The 16,693-nt window shown below is 42.0% G+C and carries 15 protein-coding genes; 8 read left to right on the top strand and 7 right to left on the bottom strand.

Annotated elements, in window-relative coordinates:
* The first annotated feature begins 9 nt into the window (after positions 1–9).
* The 3 genes from ACL9RF_RS11560 (at position 10) to fabG (ending at position 3,588) form a co-directional block, all read left to right on the top strand.
* Positions 10–1,533, top strand: a complete 1,524-nt coding sequence (locus ACL9RF_RS11560; protein WP_422800792.1) for a SusD/RagB family nutrient-binding outer membrane lipoprotein — start codon at positions 10–12, stop codon at positions 1,531–1,533.
* Positions 1,534–1,834: 301 nt separating this feature from the next.
* The gene (locus tag ACL9RF_RS11555) at positions 1,835–2,506 is read left to right on the top strand and encodes a LytR/AlgR family response regulator transcription factor (protein WP_422800791.1); all 672 of its coding nucleotides are present in this window, start codon (positions 1,835–1,837) and stop codon (positions 2,504–2,506) included.
* Between the two features lie 338 nt (positions 2,507–2,844).
* Positions 2,845–3,588 carry a 3-oxoacyl-[acyl-carrier-protein] reductase gene (gene fabG, locus ACL9RF_RS11550; protein ID WP_422800790.1) on the top strand — a complete coding sequence of 248 codons (744 nt, stop codon included), beginning with the start codon at positions 2,845–2,847 and terminating at the stop codon, positions 3,586–3,588.
* Positions 3,589–3,723: 135 nt separating this feature from the next.
* On the opposite strand, the gene ACL9RF_RS11545 is transcribed toward fabG, so the two are convergent.
* Positions 3,724–3,942 (bottom strand): hypothetical protein, encoded by a 219-nt coding sequence (locus ACL9RF_RS11545; RefSeq protein ID WP_422800789.1) that lies wholly within the window; start codon positions 3,940–3,942, stop codon positions 3,724–3,726.
* A gap of 244 nt (positions 3,943–4,186) precedes the next feature.
* On the opposite strand from ACL9RF_RS11545, the gene ACL9RF_RS11540 reads away from it, so the two are divergent.
* The 3 genes from ACL9RF_RS11540 to ACL9RF_RS11530 all read left to right on the top strand — a co-directional run bounded on the left by ACL9RF_RS11540 (position 4,187) and on the right by ACL9RF_RS11530 (position 7,576).
* On the top strand, positions 4,187–5,680 hold the full coding sequence (locus ACL9RF_RS11540; protein ID WP_422800788.1) for a malate:quinone oxidoreductase: 1,494 nt from the start codon (positions 4,187–4,189) through the stop codon (positions 5,678–5,680).
* Positions 5,681–5,881: 201 nt separating this feature from the next.
* Positions 5,882–6,496: a nicotinamide riboside transporter PnuC gene (gene pnuC / locus ACL9RF_RS11535; protein ID WP_422800787.1), complete on the top strand. Its 615-nt coding sequence runs from the start codon at positions 5,882–5,884 to the stop codon at positions 6,494–6,496.
* Positions 6,497–6,499: 3 nt separating this feature from the next.
* A complete protein-coding gene (locus tag ACL9RF_RS11530; RefSeq protein WP_422800786.1) occupies positions 6,500–7,576 on the top strand; it encodes an acyl-CoA dehydrogenase in 1,077 nt (358 codons plus the stop codon).
* Between the two features lie 38 nt (positions 7,577–7,614).
* Here the strand turns inward: ACL9RF_RS11530 and ACL9RF_RS11525 are convergent, their stop codons facing one another.
* Genes ACL9RF_RS11525 through ACL9RF_RS11500 form a run of 6 tightly spaced genes read right to left on the bottom strand, consistent with a single transcriptional unit; the run spans position 7,615 to position 13,445 of the window.
* Complete coding sequence (locus tag ACL9RF_RS11525) at positions 7,615–8,412, bottom strand: hypothetical protein (protein ID WP_422800785.1); 798 nt, start codon at positions 8,410–8,412, stop codon at positions 7,615–7,617.
* Complete coding sequence (locus ACL9RF_RS11520) at positions 8,409–9,404, bottom strand: LLM class flavin-dependent oxidoreductase (RefSeq protein WP_422800784.1); 996 nt, start codon at positions 9,402–9,404, stop codon at positions 8,409–8,411. The genes ACL9RF_RS11525 and ACL9RF_RS11520 overlap by 4 nt, the downstream gene beginning before the upstream one ends.
* 48 nt (positions 9,405–9,452) lie before the next feature.
* Entirely contained in the window at positions 9,453–10,637 is a 1,185-nt protein-coding gene (locus ACL9RF_RS11515; protein WP_422800783.1) for a THUMP-like domain-containing protein, read from the bottom strand.
* Entirely contained in the window at positions 10,630–11,898 is a 1,269-nt protein-coding gene (locus ACL9RF_RS11510) for an aspartate kinase (RefSeq protein WP_422800782.1), read from the bottom strand. The genes ACL9RF_RS11515 and ACL9RF_RS11510 overlap by 8 nt, the downstream gene beginning before the upstream one ends.
* A 30-nt stretch (positions 11,899–11,928) precedes the next feature.
* The gene (locus ACL9RF_RS11505; protein ID WP_422800781.1) at positions 11,929–12,747 is read right to left on the bottom strand and encodes a DUF3298 domain-containing protein; all 819 of its coding nucleotides are present in this window, start codon (positions 12,745–12,747) and stop codon (positions 11,929–11,931) included.
* Between the two features lie 8 nt (positions 12,748–12,755).
* Entirely contained in the window at positions 12,756–13,445 is a 690-nt protein-coding gene (locus tag ACL9RF_RS11500; protein WP_422800780.1) for a YggS family pyridoxal phosphate-dependent enzyme, read from the bottom strand.
* Positions 13,446–13,526: 81 nt separating this feature from the next.
* On the opposite strand from ACL9RF_RS11500, the gene ACL9RF_RS11495 reads away from it, so the two are divergent.
* Both ACL9RF_RS11495 and ACL9RF_RS11490 read left to right on the top strand, forming a co-directional pair.
* The gene (locus tag ACL9RF_RS11495) at positions 13,527–14,231 is read left to right on the top strand and encodes a DUF4296 domain-containing protein (RefSeq protein ID WP_422800779.1); all 705 of its coding nucleotides are present in this window, start codon (positions 13,527–13,529) and stop codon (positions 14,229–14,231) included.
* 17 nt (positions 14,232–14,248) lie between these two features.
* The gene (locus ACL9RF_RS11490; RefSeq protein ID WP_422800778.1) at positions 14,249–16,657 is read left to right on the top strand and encodes an endonuclease MutS2; all 2,409 of its coding nucleotides are present in this window, start codon (positions 14,249–14,251) and stop codon (positions 16,655–16,657) included.
* Positions 16,658–16,693 lie beyond the last annotated feature (36 nt).

Raw genomic sequence — 16,693 nt, 5'->3', positions numbered from 1 at the left:
TATAAAATAATGAAAATAACATATTTAAAGATTAAAACAAGCTTTTGCCTGTTGGTAATGGGGCTTACAATACAATCCTGTACTATGGATATCAATGTGAATCCAAACCGACCAACAGCATCGTCTTCAGAATTTCTATTGCCGCCAGCTTTATTAAAGCTTGCAACCTACGAGTCGGTTACCCTAAATGAGTTGGGGGCTTTCTTTGCGGGTTATTGGGGTAAAGCCAATGACGTGAGTATAGGTGGCGGCGGTGCTACGCTGTCGTACCTAGATATGATCGTTAATTATAGTATAAGTGATGTATTTGCTAATTCGGTATGGGAAAATGCGTATAGTAATATTTATAATATTAAACGTATGGAGGATAAAGAGGAACATGTAAACCCGGCTTATGCAGGTATATGTAAAATTCTACGGGCCTGGTATTTTCTGCGCTTGGTAGATCATTATAATAATGTTCCCTTTTTTGAAGCTTCCGATCCTGACAACAGAACACCGAGATATGATCAGGGGGAACGGGTGTATCAGGAAGCGGTGAAGTTAATATCTTCCGGAATAGCGCTGTTGCAGGATGTGCCACAGGGCTCTAAAATTCCCTCGACGGATGATATTCTTTTTAAGGGGGATTTAACCTTATGGCGCAAACTGGGGAATACCGTCAAGTTACGTGCGTTGATACGTCAGTCTGAGGTTGCGGTTCCTGCTTACATACAAAAGGAAATTCTTGTCATCTTAAAGGAGGGTTCTGGTTTCCTTACCGAGGATGCTTTACTTAATCCGGGTTTCACGACCAATGCCGGGCAGATGAATAGTTTCTGGACAGCTTTTTACCGTACTACAAACGATAATATCGTGTCCAATTATAATGGCTATCGGCCGACACAGTATCTGCTGGCGCAGTATAAAGCGGTAAACGATCCACGGATGGCCCAGAATTATGTGGCCATAGCGGGCGATTTTAAGGGGGTAGTGTTGGGCTCCGGCAACGATGCATCGCAAAATTTTGCGGTCACATCGGCTTTTAAAGGACCTAAAGAGAATAATAATCAGGATGGGGGGCTCTTTAAATCGCCGACCCAAGGGTTGTTGTTGCTAGCGGCGAGCGAGAGCTACTTCTTACAGGCTGAGGCGGCGCAGCGGGGTTGGCTGGCGGGACATTCAGCAGCGGATTTGTATAGCAAGGCGATTAAGGCGTCCTTTAGGTATATCGGATTGTCGGCCGATAAGGCGCTCGAGTTTTTAGCGCAAAACTCGGTGGATCTTGCTCAGGCGCCCAATAAAATAGAACGTATCGTTCGGCAGAAGTGGTTGGCATTGAATGGTATAGATGGTGCTGAAGCTTGGGCAGACTACCGCAGGTTGGGTATCCCGGATGCACCGGGGTCTTTATTGGTGGATGCAACGGGAAAAACGCACCCTATACGCTTGCGGTACCCTACTTCTGAAGTGAATAATAATGCGCAGCAGGTACGTGAGCAGGGAGATATTGTGGGCACCGATAGGGCATTCCGGGTTTTTTGGCAAAAGTAAATGTGCGTTGTGTCGCAAGTATTATAAGATCGGGATGTAGGCTTGTCGAAATTTCCCTTGGCTTGTAAGGGTAATTTGCCTCTTTGTGTCTTTACCTCTTTGCCTTATTTTCGGATTACAGTTTTATAAAGGAAATTAGCGTGCAAATTCTTATTCAATTTATGGGACTACTGGGCTGTTTGTAACAGAATAGTAGGGTGTGGATAAAAATTTCAGAAAAAGAGGAATAGGTTAATCGAATTAGTTTAAAAGCTGTATTTGGATTAATTTTAGGCGTAGATAAACTCCGTATATTTAGGTTATGATAAGATGTTTGATAGTGGATGAAGAGCCTCATGCACATTTGGTTTTACTAAATTATATTAATCGTACGGAAGGTTTAAGGTTGTGTGGTCAGTGTTATCATATAGACGAAATTGAAGGGGTTTTGGAGGCTAATACTATTGATCTTTTATTTTTAGATATACATTTACCCGATAAATCTGGTTTATCTATCCTGCGATTGACGGACTATAACGTAAAAACAATTCTTACTACGGCATTTAGCGATTTTGCCTTGGCGGCTTTTGATAGGGGGGTATTGGATTATTTGCTTAAGCCTTTTTCCTATGAGCGTTTCTTACAGGGCATTAACCGTTATCGCGAGATTTTCGGTGCACCTACAATTATTCGAACTGTGGAAATGAAGGTGGCTGGTAAAAAGATGTCTTTCGAGCTGCAGGATGTGGTGTACTTGCAGAGTTGGGGAAATTATATTAAGCTGTTTACTACTACGGATAGTTTTATTTGCAACTCTACCACGCGTGAAGCGGAGCGGACCTTACCTCGTGATCATTTCGTACGTATTCATAAGTCTTACCTTGTCAATATTAACTTTATCGAGAAGTATGATGTAGATTATATTATTCTTAAAAATCAATCTTATTTGCCTGTGGGAATTACCTATCGTAGGGTCTTACTGGGACTTCTATAAATGCGTTTAATGTAGATGCGTTCTGTACGGCAGTATACCGTTTTGCGGATGGTCTTTATTTATGTGTTTTTAACTTTGGTTACGAAGCGAAGTTAAATAATCGGATTTTTATTTACATCGAGCTAGGCTTGCATCGTAGCACTGGGCATATTTAAATGCTTGTTAGCTACCTGTAAACAGGGATGCCGAGCTGTATAATTTAGCGCCATCGATACATATTACTTAGTTTCGTGTATTCAAATTTTCATATTCCCTATTTTTTTAACATTTTTGCCAATTAGTTCCTAAATTATACTTCGGAACATACTGTTACTTGTAAAAAAATTAAAGAATTACATATGAAATTACTTGAGGGAAAAACGGCTTTAGTAACTGGAGCTTCAAAGGGTATAGGACGTAAAATTGCTGAAGTTTTTGCACAGCATGGTGCAAATGTCGCTTTTACGTACTTATCTTCTGTAGAAAAAGGTGAAGCGCTGGAGCAGGAATTGCAGGCTTTTGGTACTAAAGTAAAAGGTTATCGCTCTGATGCTTCAAAGTTTGATGAAGCAGAACAATTGATTAATGATATCGTTACTGAATTTGGTACCTTGGATATCGTGGTAAATAATGCAGGTATTACGAAGGATGGTTTATTGATGCGCATGACCGAGGAAAACTGGGATGATGTTATTAATATCAATCTTAAATCCGTATTTAACGTAACCAAGGCAGCCACAAAGATTATGATGAAAAACCGTAAGGGTTCTTTTATCAATATGTCGTCGGTTGTTGGGGTGCAGGGAAATGCCGGACAGTCAAACTATGCTGCTTCGAAAGCCGGAATTATTGGTTTTACAAAATCTGTAGCTAAGGAATTAGGATCTCGTAATATCCGCGCAAATGTGATTGCTCCTGGTTTTATCCGTACGGAAATGACGGATATTTTGGACGAAAAGGTGGTTGCAGGTTGGGAAGCTAATATTCCGATGAAACGTGCTGGTGAAACATTGGATATTGCGAATGCTTGTGTGTTCCTGGCTTCGGATTTATCTGTTTATATAACCGGACAGGTATTGTCTGTTGATGGCGGTATGCTGTAAAAATATGAAAAGGTTTACTACTCATTTTTAAGGGTAGGTTTTAACCTTGGTGCTGTATTCTCCAATGGAATATTTGTACTTATTATACAGGTCGGGGGATTAGGTTATCATCGTTAACTTAATCCCCTGCTTTGTTTATCTGCAGGTGTTTACCCAAGCAAAGATCCATGCCGATGGTGCTGACTCGCTGATCCTGCCTACTTCTTTCGCTTTCATTCGCGCTAAAATGCGTATCGCTACCGTCTCCCTGTCTCCCTGTGTGTTGGTGCTGCTGTTGCTGTAGGGCTGTTGGGTTCTTGGGCTGTTGTGATTACAAATTATTGGGGATGAAAATAGAATCCAAAATTTAAACATATTACGTTTTAGCTAAATTTAAGTGTGCCTGGCATGTACAGTATTTATGCAGACAGTAGCATTAGTCTATTCGCCATAGTAAGGTTGCTGCCTTAGAGCGGGGGGCGCTAACCCGGCAGGAGCTGTAGACAGGTTTGAAATACGTTGTTATTCCCGAAATAATCCTATTCTTTTTATAAAAAATTGACAAAACCATTCGTAATAAAGATTTATGAATGTTAATTTTGCTAGGAATTTATATATCATGGGCAAGAAAACACAAAAAACCGAAGTTGATGTAGTTCTTATTGGTGGCGGTATTATGAGCGCAACCTTAGGTATGTTGATAAACGAGCTTAATCCGGATATCAATATTGAAATCTTGGAACGCTTGGATGTGGTTGCGGCTGAAAGTTCAGACGCTTGGAATAACGCAGGTACGGGGCACTCGGCTTTATGTGAGTTAAATTATACTCCAGAGCAAGCCGATGGATCGGTAAAAATTGAGAAGGCAATTAATATTGCAGAGCAGTTTGAGATTTCCAAACAGTTTTGGGCTTATCTGGTACAAAAAGGCGTTATTAAAAAACCGGAGGATTTTATCCGTAAGGTGCCGCATATGAGTGCTGTTTTCGGCGAGAAGGACGTGAAGTTTTTGAAAACACGTTTCGAAACAATGACACAACAGACCCTTTTCAAGGGAATGGAATATACCGAAGATAAAAACCTATTGAAAGCGTGGGTGCCTTTAATGATGAAGGATAGAAATCTGGACGAACCCATCGCGGCCACGCGTATGGATATCGGTACGGATGTGAATTTTGGCTCGTTGACACGTGATTTAATAAATTACTTAAATAAAAAGAATAATATTACCCTTTCCTTAAGTCAGGAAGTGAAGGATATTGAACGTCAGGAAAACGGACGTTGGGATGTGGAGGTAAAAGACTTAAAAACAGGTGAAAAACGTGCCATTAATGCGGAATTTGTATTTATCGGTGCGGGAGGGCATTCTCTGTTATTACTCGAGAAGTCGGGTATACCGGAGGCCAGGGGTTATGGTGGTTTCCCTGTTGGCGGACAATGGTTGCGTTGTACCAACGAGGAGATTATAAAACAACATCAGGCTAAGGTATATGGAAAGGCTTCTGTAGGTGCACCTCCGATGTCGGTACCGCATTTGGATACCCGGTATATTGATGGTAAACAGGCTTTGTTGTTTGGCCCTTATGCAGGCTTCTCGACGAAATTCTTAAAACAGGGTTCGTATTTCGATTTGCCGGCATCGATTAAGTTATCGAATATTAAACCTATGCTTTCTGCAGGTTTAGACAACCTTCCTTTAACAAAATACTTGATTACGGAGGTCATGAAAAAGCCGAAGGATAAATTGGATGCCTTAAAACAGTTTATGCCTACAGCGAAACTTGAAGACTGGGAAATTGAAAAAGCAGGACAGCGTGTGCAGGTTATTAAAAAAGATCCTAAACACGGGGGGATCTTGGAGTTTGGTACCGAGGTGGTATCGAGTGCCGATGGTTCTATTGCTGCTTTATTGGGGGCTTCACCTGGCGCCTCTACTTCCGTGGCAATTATGATTCAGCTCTTGAAAAAATGTTTTCCAGAGCGTGCGAAATCCGAGGCATATAAAGCCAAGTTGCGGGAGCTTATCCCTTCATGGGGGCAATCTTTAAACAATAACCCGGAGTTGTGTGCCGAAGTGCGTGCCATGACCCATCAGGTGCTTAAATTAGATTAACAAAATTTACCTTTATGGGGTGCTAAGAGAGGTCCGCTAAAGACCTCTCTTTAGGCTGAGATGATACCCAATCCTGCTTAGGCAGGAGGAACCTGATCCAGGTAATGCTGGCGTAGGGATTTTCTTATACTATCTTTTCCTGTATTGCATTTCCGTAAGGTATCGTTATAACACGTATACATACCTCGATTATTAACGCTTATGGAATATTATATCAGTCAGATTTTTATTGCCCTGGAGCAGACCTCCTGGATTGAACGCCTTTCTGTACTTTTTGGTATTATACAGGTTCTGTTGTCCAAAAACAATAAGGTTTCAAACTACCTGTTTGGTATTTTGGGCATTGTGACAGGCATGTATGTACTTTTTGGCGCAAGGCTGTATGCCGAAATTGCCCTGAACATGTACTACCTGATTATGAGTATCTATGGCTGGTGGTACTGGAAGACGAATAAAAGTGCTGCCGAGCAGCCTATTACCCGGGCTACAGGAAAGGAGTGGTGGTTTGTGCTTTTAATCTGTGTTACAGCCTTTGTGCTGCTTTATCTTACCCTGGCACATTTTACCAATTCTGATGTACCCATTTGGGATGCTTGGGTGTCGGCCACAGCATGGGCAGGAATGTGGCTCTTGGCAAAGCGTAAAGTTGAAAACTGGATTTTACTGAATATCAGTAATTTATTTGCTGTACCCTTGTTGATACATAAAGACCTATACCTTTTTGCGGCACTGACCTCCTTTTTATTTATTGTTGCTATTTTTGGTTATTTCAAATGGACCAAAATTATGCGCACGTATACCCTAAAACCTTCTTAATATATGCTAAGTCAAGAACAGATTTTACAAATTCAGGAATGCCAGCCTTTGGCGATAAAGGCAAAAACCATGGTGCCCTCACAATTGGCACTGGCCTATGCGAACAAATGGTTTAATATCTGGGTTCCTAAGGTTTACGGTGGTTTGGAGCTGCCGCTGGCCGAGGGTATTTCTTTTTTGGAGGAGCTAGCCTATTGGGATGGCGGCTTGGGCTGGACCATAACCTTGTGTTCAGGAGCCAATATGTTTTCCGGTTATCTAAAGACCGATGCAGCGCTGTCTTTATTCTCCAATCCGGAAACATGTTTTGGAGGTAGCGGTAGCGTAGGAGGCAAAGCGGTATGGGATGGCGATAAATATCATATATCGGGGTTATGGCACTTTGCTACCGGGGCGCCACACCTTACGCATTTTACCTTAAATTGCCCTATTTTTCATGGCGATAAACAGCAGTATACCGACGATGGGGCAGCCTTGTATTATTCCTTTTATGTACCCCGCGAGCAGGTATTAATACATTACGACTGGGAAACCTTTGGTTTAGAATGCACGGCAAGTCATAGCTTTTCGTTGGATAATGTAAGTGTATCGCAAGATCAGGCCTTTCAGATTCTACCCGAAAGCAGGCTGTCGGATCGTACTTTATTTAAAATACCCTTTAAGCCATTCGCCGAATTAACGCTATTGGTAAACTATATGGGGATGTACCGGCGGTTTTTAGATTTAGTGGAGAAATACTATTTCGAGAAGGCGCAGCTGCCCGAGTGGGCTGCTCGCTCTAGTAAAGAGGCTTTTAGGGTTTTAGATAAGTACCAGCAACAGTTGGGGCGCCATAAGCTGGAGATTACAACCCTGGCCACAGCGCTGTGGGCTGCGGTGGAATCGGATGAACAATCAGCTGTACTGGATATTGTTGACAAGGTTAGCGTTTTAGCCAAAGCGATAGCGCAGGGTATTTACAACGAGATTATCCAGCTGTATCCGCAGCTAGGTATTCGCGCAGCAACGCCGTCCCATGAATTAAATATTGTATTCCGCAATATATTTACAGCATCGCAACACGCGATCTTTAGGGGCTAATGTTACGATGCTAATGGAGGGGGAGGGGGGACTACAGTTTAACAATCGAATTGCATGGTGCCTTCATAAACAGCTGCACTGCCAGACAGGATAATCAAGAGGCGATGCTCTTCGTAATCGCGCGGACTAGATAGGATAAAGTCGGGTTGCCCATCTTTGTCGAGATCGCCGATAAATAATACCTCTGTGGCGGTATCATTATACTCTTTTTGGTGTATTAATGTGCGCAGCAGTCTATCGCCCTCGTATAATTTTAAGGTGTAAGAGGCGTCTGGGTTATTACGGTTTTCATCCTTATAAAACTGTATACCCGATGCCTTTAAGTTGTACTTGCGACCATTGTAGGTAAAGGCCATACTTTTGCCCGCTTCGACAATTTTAGTGTTGAAGGCAGCCGTATCCACATCCCCTTTTTGTATCGTAGGTATATTAAAATAAACCAGTACCTGCTCCTTTGGCTCCAATGTAATCGTCGGCATGCCCGAACAGGGATCCTCATCATCATGTTGCATTTTATATTGCGCCTGTTGAACGGCATATTTACCATTTTTAGGGTATAGCGCTAACCAAGAGGGGGTAATATTATTAGGCTCATCATTGCCCTCCCATATACGGTAAGCCCTATTGGGCATTAATATTTTTCCGCTAATAAAAACCCCGTCTGGCGTTGCTGTTCCGGTTGCAGTCGCGTTACTTTGTACGGTATCGCGGAGCGCAACTTCCCTAGTATTGCTGCTGTCGCTGGATAACGCGGGTTGCTTAACGCTATTAGGCTGCTTGCCTTGACACGCCACCATAAGCAGCGCTAAGAAAAGAATGGTACTATTTTTTATCATGAATTCAACAATGCTTTAGCAATAATTTTAAACGAAAGTAAACGTTTATTATTGTCAAAGATATAATTTGTTGTCATTATTTCATCTGCTTTATACTTTTCTGCAAATTCCAACACCTCCGTGCGGATGGTATCTTCCGTCCCAATAAAAGTACAGGCAGTCATGGAATGTACGGCATTTTCTATTTCCGGAATGCCGGCATAAACGGGTTGTGGCGTAGGAGGCGATAATGGCTTACGCACATTAGTAATTATACCAGCAAAAAGATTGAACAAGCTATTGGCTTCAAGACCTGCTTCATCCATGGTTTCTGCTGCGACAATATTTACACATACAATAAAATAAGGTGCGGCAAGAACCTTCGACGGCTTAAAGTTGGCCTGGTAAATCTCGGATGCTTGAGCCAGCATTGCCGGAGCAAAATGCGCTGCAAAGGCGTAAGGTAGGCCCAGCTCCGCAGCAAGGTATGCCGAATCGGTGCTCGAACCGAGGATATAAATCGGAACATGTTGTCCTTCACCCGGAAATGCTCTTACTTTGGCATGTACATTATTGGCATCAAAATAACGCTGGAGTTCTAAAATATCATCCTTAAAATAAAAGGAAGTTTGCATGTTATTACGGCGCAAGGCCATGGCAGTAAGTTGATCCGTTCCCGGTGCACGCCCCAAACCCAGGTCTATTCTATTGGGGTAAATACTTTCCAGGGTACCAAACTGCTCGGCTATAACTAAAGGGGTATGGTTGGGCAGCATAATACCACCGGAGCCCACACGTAAACGTGTTGTTTTGCCGGCGATATGACCGATTAATACACTCGTTGCCGAGCTTGCAATATGGGGCATATTATGGTGTTCGGCAAGCCACATACGTTCATACCCTAAGTTATCAATGGCCTGTGCGCCCTCGACTGCTCTGGCAATGGCGTCAGCAGCGTCGGCATTTTTACAGATAGTTGCTAATTCTAAAGCAGAAACTTTGATTTTTTTCATACCCAAAAGTACATGGAAATTGCAGTACGATTGTAATGGTATTGTCTTTTATAAGGCTTTGGTGCAATGTATGACAATATAATTACCTGCGGGGTCTGTCGTAAAATAAAGGAAATCATTTCCGCCGTCTTTAATTTTATATTTCTTACGGATTTCCTCTACTTTCAATGGAAAGTTTTTTGCTGCCACATTAGCTTTGGGAAAGTTGGAGGTCTTTTTAAACTGTGGCAAAGAAAAGACACCTACGATATGAAAGCAACGGCCCGGAAAATTCTCTACCAGGGTAGTGCTGGTATATAAATGCGTACTGCTATGAAGCTTCCCTACATGAAAAGCAGCAGCTACAGTTTTGAAAGCCCCAGCTTTGGTTATCGCTACATCCGGGTCATATAAAAATTTTTGTGGAGCCACCGTTTCTATACGGGTCATTTTTTCCTGTTCTGCAGTAAATATAAGCTCCTGTATCTGATCGGAAAATAAACGCAACGCCACGATATTCGGTTGCCCATTATAATTACGGTCCTGTACAAAAAGAAGCTCCTTACAATCGCCGTCGACACTGATAACATATACAGTTTTCACCTGTTTCAATTTCTGTAAGGCGGTGCTAATATCCATTAATGGCGACAGCTTACAGAGGATAACCTGCGCTTTTTGAAAGAACATATCTTGGAGGGCGACAATATTAGGCACACAGTCTTCCAACAAAAATACCTTAGCATGGTTAACCCTGCGGGAAGGATCAATATAAATATAGCCTAACCCAGCGTCGCGCTGTGCTTCGACATAGGCCACACCATCGGTAGCAATGCACTGCAGGTTGTTTACGCCGAGTTGCTTCGCGTTATGCTGTACCACCTCCGAGAGCCTTTCATTAAGCTCGCAATGAATTACCATATCCGCTTCTTGAGCCAGGTAACAACTGTCGACACCGAACCCTCCGGTAACATCAACCACCGTGCTCCCTTTTTGTATTAACCGCTGTTTTACGAGAGCAGTATGCTCCGAAGAACACTGCTCCAAGTTAATTTTGTCGGGGTAATAGATATTAGGGGAATACGCCCATGTAGGCAATTTCTTTACTGCACGCTGCCATCCGTCGACCTGTCCTGCCAATTCTGATGAGCTGATCAAATGAAAAGGGCTCTTTCCTAAGGCAATGATGCTCGGGTTAAGCTCTCGTTTTTCTTTTATATACTGCTGTACCTCAGGCTGTAGGATATGTTTATTCATCTTTATTTTTCACTAACATCTGACAGGTATAACTGTCTTTAAGCTCGCGTATAATCTCTTTATTAACCAATACACGATCAATAGTTTCCTGGTTATAATAGCGAATGGTAATCAACTCCAGCCCACTTTCAACCGTAACTTTATACCTTTTCTCTAAATCTGCCAATAAACTATCTACGTTTTCTCCCGTATTGTCTACGACCACAGAAAAGCGGATTGCCGTATTGTGCATCATATTGTTTTTAATACGATGCTGGTGAAATAAGTTAAAGATATGGCTTAAATTATCTTCGACAATAAACGAAAAATCCCTAGGCTGTATGCTTATTAGAATCTGGTCTACCTTAAAAATAAACGATGGAACGGGCAATGTTTGGTTGGTCGTACGGATTTTTGTCCCCGGTTGGTCGGGGTTTAAAAACGAACGTACATTCAGTGTAATATTTTTATTCTGTAAGGGTTTTATAGTTTTTGGATGGATAACGGTAGCCCCATAATAGGTAAGCTCGATCGCATCGGTATAAGACAACTCTGGAATAAGCTCTGTTTTTTCAAACCACTTCGGGTCGGCATTTAATACGCCGGGTACATCCTTCCATATCGTAATATCAGCAACATTCAGGCCAGCGGCAAAAATTGCTGCCGAGTAGTCCGATCCCTCACGACCCAAGGTTGTGGTAAAATTTTCAGAGGTGGAGCCTATAAAACCCTGGGTAATAATTACCTTTTCACCTAATATCGGCGGGATTTCACGCCCTATTTTATCTTCGGTAAGGTCCCAGTTTACGGTAGCTTCCCTATACCTGTTGTCTGTTTGTATATAATCGCGGGCATCGATCCATTTTGTGGGAATGCCAATATGCTGAGCATAAGCCGCCAATATTTTCGACGATACTAATTCACCTTGGGACACAATCTGGTCGTATAAGAAGTCATAAGGATCTTGCGGCTCCTCTTCCAAAATCCATTCTATTTCCACAAAATTATTGTTTATCTCATTAAAAATAGGATGGTTGTGGTCGTCAAAAAGCTGCGTTAAGATGTCAAAGTGATCCTTCTTTACAGCCGCTAATAAGGTGAAAGGGTCTGCATCTTGGTTGACGAATGCCTGGGTGATCTCTTCTAATTTATTGGTGGTTTTATGTATTGCCGAAACGACAACTAAAAGCTCCGAAGAGGTATAGGAAGAAATTATTGCCGTAGCATTTTTAATGTTTTCGGCATTTTTTACCGAAGCGCCACCAAATTTAAAAACCTGCATTAAATACGATATTTAAGAAAAGAAAATATGCTAAAAATTGTTGCTTAAACTTTGAAGATAGTATTTGCCCCGGGCAGACCATACCTTCGTTAATTCACGATACGGAATGGCGAGTTCGGTTACTCCTGCTGCGTAGGGCTTTATTTCATATTCGTTGTAAAATAGCAACAAGTGTTCTTTTGTAAGCCCAAAGTTATCATTTAAAACGAATAAACCATCCGGAAAGAAAAAATCTTTTGCCAGCGACGCTGTGTCGCTAAGCCGCTCTTTTTGTCGGAAATACTGCTCAGCAATGCGCCTCAGCTCTTCCAGTTTGTCGGGCATTATCAAGTCTTTCAACTGTAATTTCTCTGCTTTAAGGAGATCAATGTTAGCATACAGCGTCAGGTGGTTGCCATGCGCCCCACCGGTATATTCCTCCACTGTTGTTTTTACCGTAAGCAGCCTAGGCGTGTTTACTAAAACTTTCGTTTGTACATTTTTAAACCAGGCGGCATTAATCTTCTGCATGTTGCTGTCTTCAACAAACTCGTTGTAGGCATCCAAAAAGGAATCTGCAGCATCATGTGGTGTATCTTCATTATCAATAAGTATAGAGGGCCTTAACACCTCATTAATCCTCTTCGACGAAAATATAGGGTAGGATATCTGGTAAAAAGTTGTGTCCACAGCATCTTTAGTTCCGCATGTAATAAAGTACGGACTCGTCTCTTTTAGGTTCTGATAGCTGTATTGTAGGGTGTCGTTAATATTACGCATCGATTGCTCCTGCCGACCCTGTGTATTGGCCTGCTCGCCATAGCATCCGATTAATAATGTTATTAATCCTAACGGTAAAAATTTATGCATTAATTAATTTACTTCGCCTTGAAATGTTTTGTTACCCGTTTTCCAAATATTGTACTACCTAAGCGCACCATAGTACTGCCTTTTTCGATAGCTAAAATATAGTCCGCAGACATTCCCATAGATAGGCTGTCAAAACTATCCTCTTTTCTATAATAACTGAGTTTTATACCATCAAAAAGCATTTTAAGCTCGTAAAACTCCTCTTTAATTTCTTTTTCTTTGTCGGTATTGGTCGCAATTCCCATTAATCCGCGGATACGAACATTTTTTAGAGCTTTAAATTCATCACTTTCCAACAGCTCAATTACCTCCGGGTGATCCAAGCCAAATTTGGTATCCTCCTGAGCGATATCAACCTGTAGCAAACAATCGATTACACGGTTATGTTTGAGGGCATGTTTATTGATTTCGACTAATAGTTTTAGCGAGTCAACAGAGTGAATCATGCTTATAAAAGGCGCAATGTACTTCACCTTATTACTTTGTAAGTGGCCAATAAGATGCCACTGTATATCCTGCGGTAGCTTTTCTTGTTTTTCCAGCAGTTCCTGCACCATATTTTCACCGAAGATACGTTGTCCAGCCTCATAGGCTTCTAAAATATCTTCTACAGGTTTAGTTTTAGATACGGCCACTAAAGTTACACCCAAAGGGTTTAGTTCTTTTTTTATTTCTTCTATATTGGATTTAATACTCATGATCTAAAATAAATTTCGGAGATATACTTTACAAAGATATCTATTACCAAGGCATTTTGTAAATTTGTACAAATTTAAACAATGACGCGATTAATTTTTGTTCTATTTATAACGTTTTTTTTAGGCATAAGTTGTGCTAAACAAAAACCTAAAGGAATTATTGAAGAGGAAAAGATGGAGAAATTAATGACAGAAGTTTCATTAATAGATGCTTATCTGAATACTTTACCTATTGATAGTGGCCGTAAGGTAATGCCGGTATTGTACCAAAAAGCCTATTCTGCCTACAATTTAGATTCTGCATCTTTTGTAAAAAATATGGATTTCTATTTTGGAAACCCTGTTTTGACCGAAAAGCTATATTCTGGTGTCGCCGAAAAGTTGTCGGGTTATGAAAAGAACTTCAGGTTGGAAGATTCCCTAAAAAATGCACATGTACAAGACAGTATTAGTCGTGTTACTGCCTTATATCGGCATACGCAAATGTTGAAGGACCTTATTATGAACGTTCATAAAGATAGCAGCGATTTTAAATACACAGAAAATAGAACTAAGTTTTTCAGCTTGTTAAGTTCCAATTTTAATGTTTATGGCGTACAAATACCCATTGTGCCATCCGTAAGTCCAGCGCCAGCGCCGGTACAGGAACAGCAACCCCAGGAGGTAAAACCTGATCGTTTTCCGGATGCCGAGGTATCCGATTCGGTGCAGGCAAAACCGGAGGTTTTAACACCCCTGACCCCCGAAAAACCCATAAATATCGTTAAACCCGTAAAACGGTCTTAATCTAAACAAAATTTTAAATGATATATCCACATAACGCAATAGATAAATTAGGCTTTACCGAAATACGTAACCTAATTAAAGAAAAATGCTTGAGTGAGGCCGGGAGGCAAATGGTGGACAAGATCCAACCGCAGGTGAAGATAGATCAGATTGATCGGTTCCTGCGGCAAACAAATGAGTTTAAGGAGCTCTTGCTTCACGATGATCCCTTACCCGTAGATCATATCTATGCGATAAAACCCTTGGCAGAAAAAGCGAAGGTCGAAGGTTCCTTCTTATCGGAGGATGAATTGTACCGTATTTTGCTTTCTTTGCGCACGGTTTATGCCATTATCCGTTATTTTCAAGACCGGGAAGGACAATATGAAAACCTGGAGCTGTTATTAGAACATCTTCCGGTGGAGAAGTCTATAATCCGCGCCATAGAAGGGGTACTGGATGAACGTGGACGGTTAAAAGATAATGCCTCGCGTTTGTTGCTGGATATTACGCAGCAAATACAAAAAAGTGAATCTGAGGCCCGCAAACGTCTAGATTCGGTGTTTCGGCAGGCACAAGCGCAGGGGTGGACTGCCGACGGAAACCTGACGATTCGAGAGGGAAGGTTGTGTATTCCTATTTTGGCGGAAAATAAGCGTAAGCTGAAAGGGTTGGTGCATGATGAATCGGCAACCGGACAGACGGTTTTTCTGGAACCGGAAGAGGTTTTTCACCTCAATAATAAAGTCCGCGATTTAGAGTTTGATCGCCGAAGGGAGGTGATTCGTATTTTAACCGAGCTTACCCGTGAAATACGGCCGCATGTACCCTTATTATTGGCGTACCATGGCCTGTTGACCAAGCTGGATTTTGTACGTGCCAAAGCGCTTTTTGCCATCGATATACAGGCCAATATGCCTATTTTATCGAAAGAAGCGACCATAAATTTGGTGCAGGCGCGGCATCCCTTACTGCATTTAAATGCGCTTAAAGAAAACCATAATGCAGTGGTGCCTTTGAATATAAAGATTGACGAAACAGATCGTATTATTTTGGTGTCGGGGCCTAATGCCGGAGGGAAATCCGTATGCATGAAAACCGTGGGTTTGCTGCAAATTATGTTGCAGTCGGGGGTCCTTATTCCGGCCGATGATACCTCCACAGTAGGGGTCTTTAAGCAGATTTTTGCCGATATTGGAGATGACCAGTCTATAGAAAGTGATTTGAGTACCTATAGTGCGCACCTGTCGAAGATGAAGCATTTCTCGACCTTTGCGAATGCCAGGACACTGATTTTAATCGACGAGTTTGGTACAGGTACCGACCCGCAGTTTGGGGGACCTATTGCGGAGGCGGTTTTAGAACAGCTAAATCTAAAACAGGTACGTGGTGTAGTAACAACACACTATTCCAATTTAAAGCTTTTTGCTGCCGACACTCTGGGGGTCGAGAATGCGAGTATGCTGTTTGATAATCAGCAAATGAAACCCTTGTATATATTGCAGGTAGGTAAACCCGGCAGCTCGTATGCCTTTGAAATAGCACAGAAAATCGGGCTTAGCAAAGCTATTTTGGATGCTGCTAAGACAAAAATTGGGGAGCAGCAGAAGAAGGTAGATACCCTTTTGGTGGATTTGGAGCGTGATAAAAAGGAAATCTATGATACGAAGGCAGCGGTATCGCGTCGGGAAAAGGAGCTTATACAGCTTAAAGAGCGCTATGAAAACCTAAGCTCGGCAATCGAGGATAATAAAAGAGATATCATTCGTAAAGCTAAGGAAGATGCGCGGAGCATTTTAAAGGATGCAAATAAGCTGATCGAAAATACAATTTCAGAGATTAAAACAGCACAGGCCGATAAGGAGAAAACCAAAGCCATTCGTAGTGGGTTAAATAAAGCCTTAGATCAGTTTACGAAAGAAACAAAGGTTGGTAAACCTACGAAGAGTGACCTCGCTAAATTGGTTAATGCTGGTGATGCAACTACGGTCACGTCAGAATTGGCGGCAGGAGACTGGGTGCGGATTGAGGACACAGGTTCTGAAGGTGAGATTTTGGAAATAACCAAGAATAACTCGCTTATTATTGCCCTGGGGGAGCTGCGTACGGTGGTAAAACGCAACCGTGTAACCAAGCTGAAAAGTAAGGAGAAGTCCAAAGCTGTAAAGCGCAGTGCAGGAACGTCGACAGGTTCTGTAGCCGACTTTCATCCGGAGATTGATGTGCGTGGTATGCGTACAGAGGATGCCTTGCAGAAAATTGAACTGGTACTGGATAGGGCCGTGATGATCGGCTACCCTTCCTTAAAAATAATCCATGGTCGTGGGGATGGTATCCTACGCAAGTTTATACGCGATTATTTGCGCAAGTATAATCATGTAAGTCGTTTCGAGGATGAGCACGCAGATCGTGGGGGCGATGGTATAACCTATGCCTATATTGGTTAATATTTAGGCATTTTAATTCGGAATTAACGCGCATTA

Origin of the sequence: Sphingobacterium sp. Mn56C, from assembly GCF_049319645.1 — a bacterium.
Classification (GTDB): Bacteria; Bacteroidota; Bacteroidia; order Sphingobacteriales; family Sphingobacteriaceae; genus Sphingobacterium.
Note: the sequence above shows the minus strand (reverse complement) of the source record. Positions and strands in the feature narration are given on the sequence as shown.

Excerpts from the sequence above, each read along its gene's own strand:
- ACL9RF_RS11560 (WP_422800792.1), top strand. The coding sequence starts at position 10 with ATGAAAATAACATATTTAAAGATTAAAACAAGCTTTTGCCTGTTGGTA.
- ACL9RF_RS11555 (WP_422800791.1), top strand. The coding sequence starts at position 1,835 with ATGATAAGATGTTTGATAGTGGATGAAGAGCCTCATGCACATTTGGTT.
- fabG (WP_422800790.1), top strand. The coding sequence starts at position 2,845 with ATGAAATTACTTGAGGGAAAAACGGCTTTAGTAACTGGAGCTTCAAAG.
- ACL9RF_RS11545 (WP_422800789.1), bottom strand. The coding sequence starts at position 3,942 with ATGTTTAAATTTTGGATTCTATTTTCATCCCCAATAATTTGTAATCAC.
- ACL9RF_RS11540 (WP_422800788.1), top strand. The coding sequence starts at position 4,187 with ATGGGCAAGAAAACACAAAAAACCGAAGTTGATGTAGTTCTTATTGGT.
- pnuC (WP_422800787.1), top strand. The coding sequence starts at position 5,882 with ATGGAATATTATATCAGTCAGATTTTTATTGCCCTGGAGCAGACCTCC.
- ACL9RF_RS11530 (WP_422800786.1), top strand. The coding sequence starts at position 6,500 with ATGCTAAGTCAAGAACAGATTTTACAAATTCAGGAATGCCAGCCTTTG.
- ACL9RF_RS11525 (WP_422800785.1), bottom strand. The coding sequence starts at position 8,412 with ATGATAAAAAATAGTACCATTCTTTTCTTAGCGCTGCTTATGGTGGCG.
- ACL9RF_RS11520 (WP_422800784.1), bottom strand. The coding sequence starts at position 9,404 with ATGAAAAAAATCAAAGTTTCTGCTTTAGAATTAGCAACTATCTGTAAA.
- ACL9RF_RS11515 (WP_422800783.1), bottom strand. The coding sequence starts at position 10,637 with ATGAATAAACATATCCTACAGCCTGAGGTACAGCAGTATATAAAAGAA.
- ACL9RF_RS11510 (WP_422800782.1), bottom strand. The coding sequence starts at position 11,898 with ATGCAGGTTTTTAAATTTGGTGGCGCTTCGGTAAAAAATGCCGAAAAC.
- ACL9RF_RS11505 (WP_422800781.1), bottom strand. The coding sequence starts at position 12,747 with ATGCATAAATTTTTACCGTTAGGATTAATAACATTATTAATCGGATGC.
- ACL9RF_RS11500 (WP_422800780.1), bottom strand. The coding sequence starts at position 13,445 with ATGAGTATTAAATCCAATATAGAAGAAATAAAAAAAGAACTAAACCCT.
- ACL9RF_RS11495 (WP_422800779.1), top strand. The coding sequence starts at position 13,527 with ATGACGCGATTAATTTTTGTTCTATTTATAACGTTTTTTTTAGGCATA.
- ACL9RF_RS11490 (WP_422800778.1), top strand. The coding sequence starts at position 14,249 with ATGATATATCCACATAACGCAATAGATAAATTAGGCTTTACCGAAATA.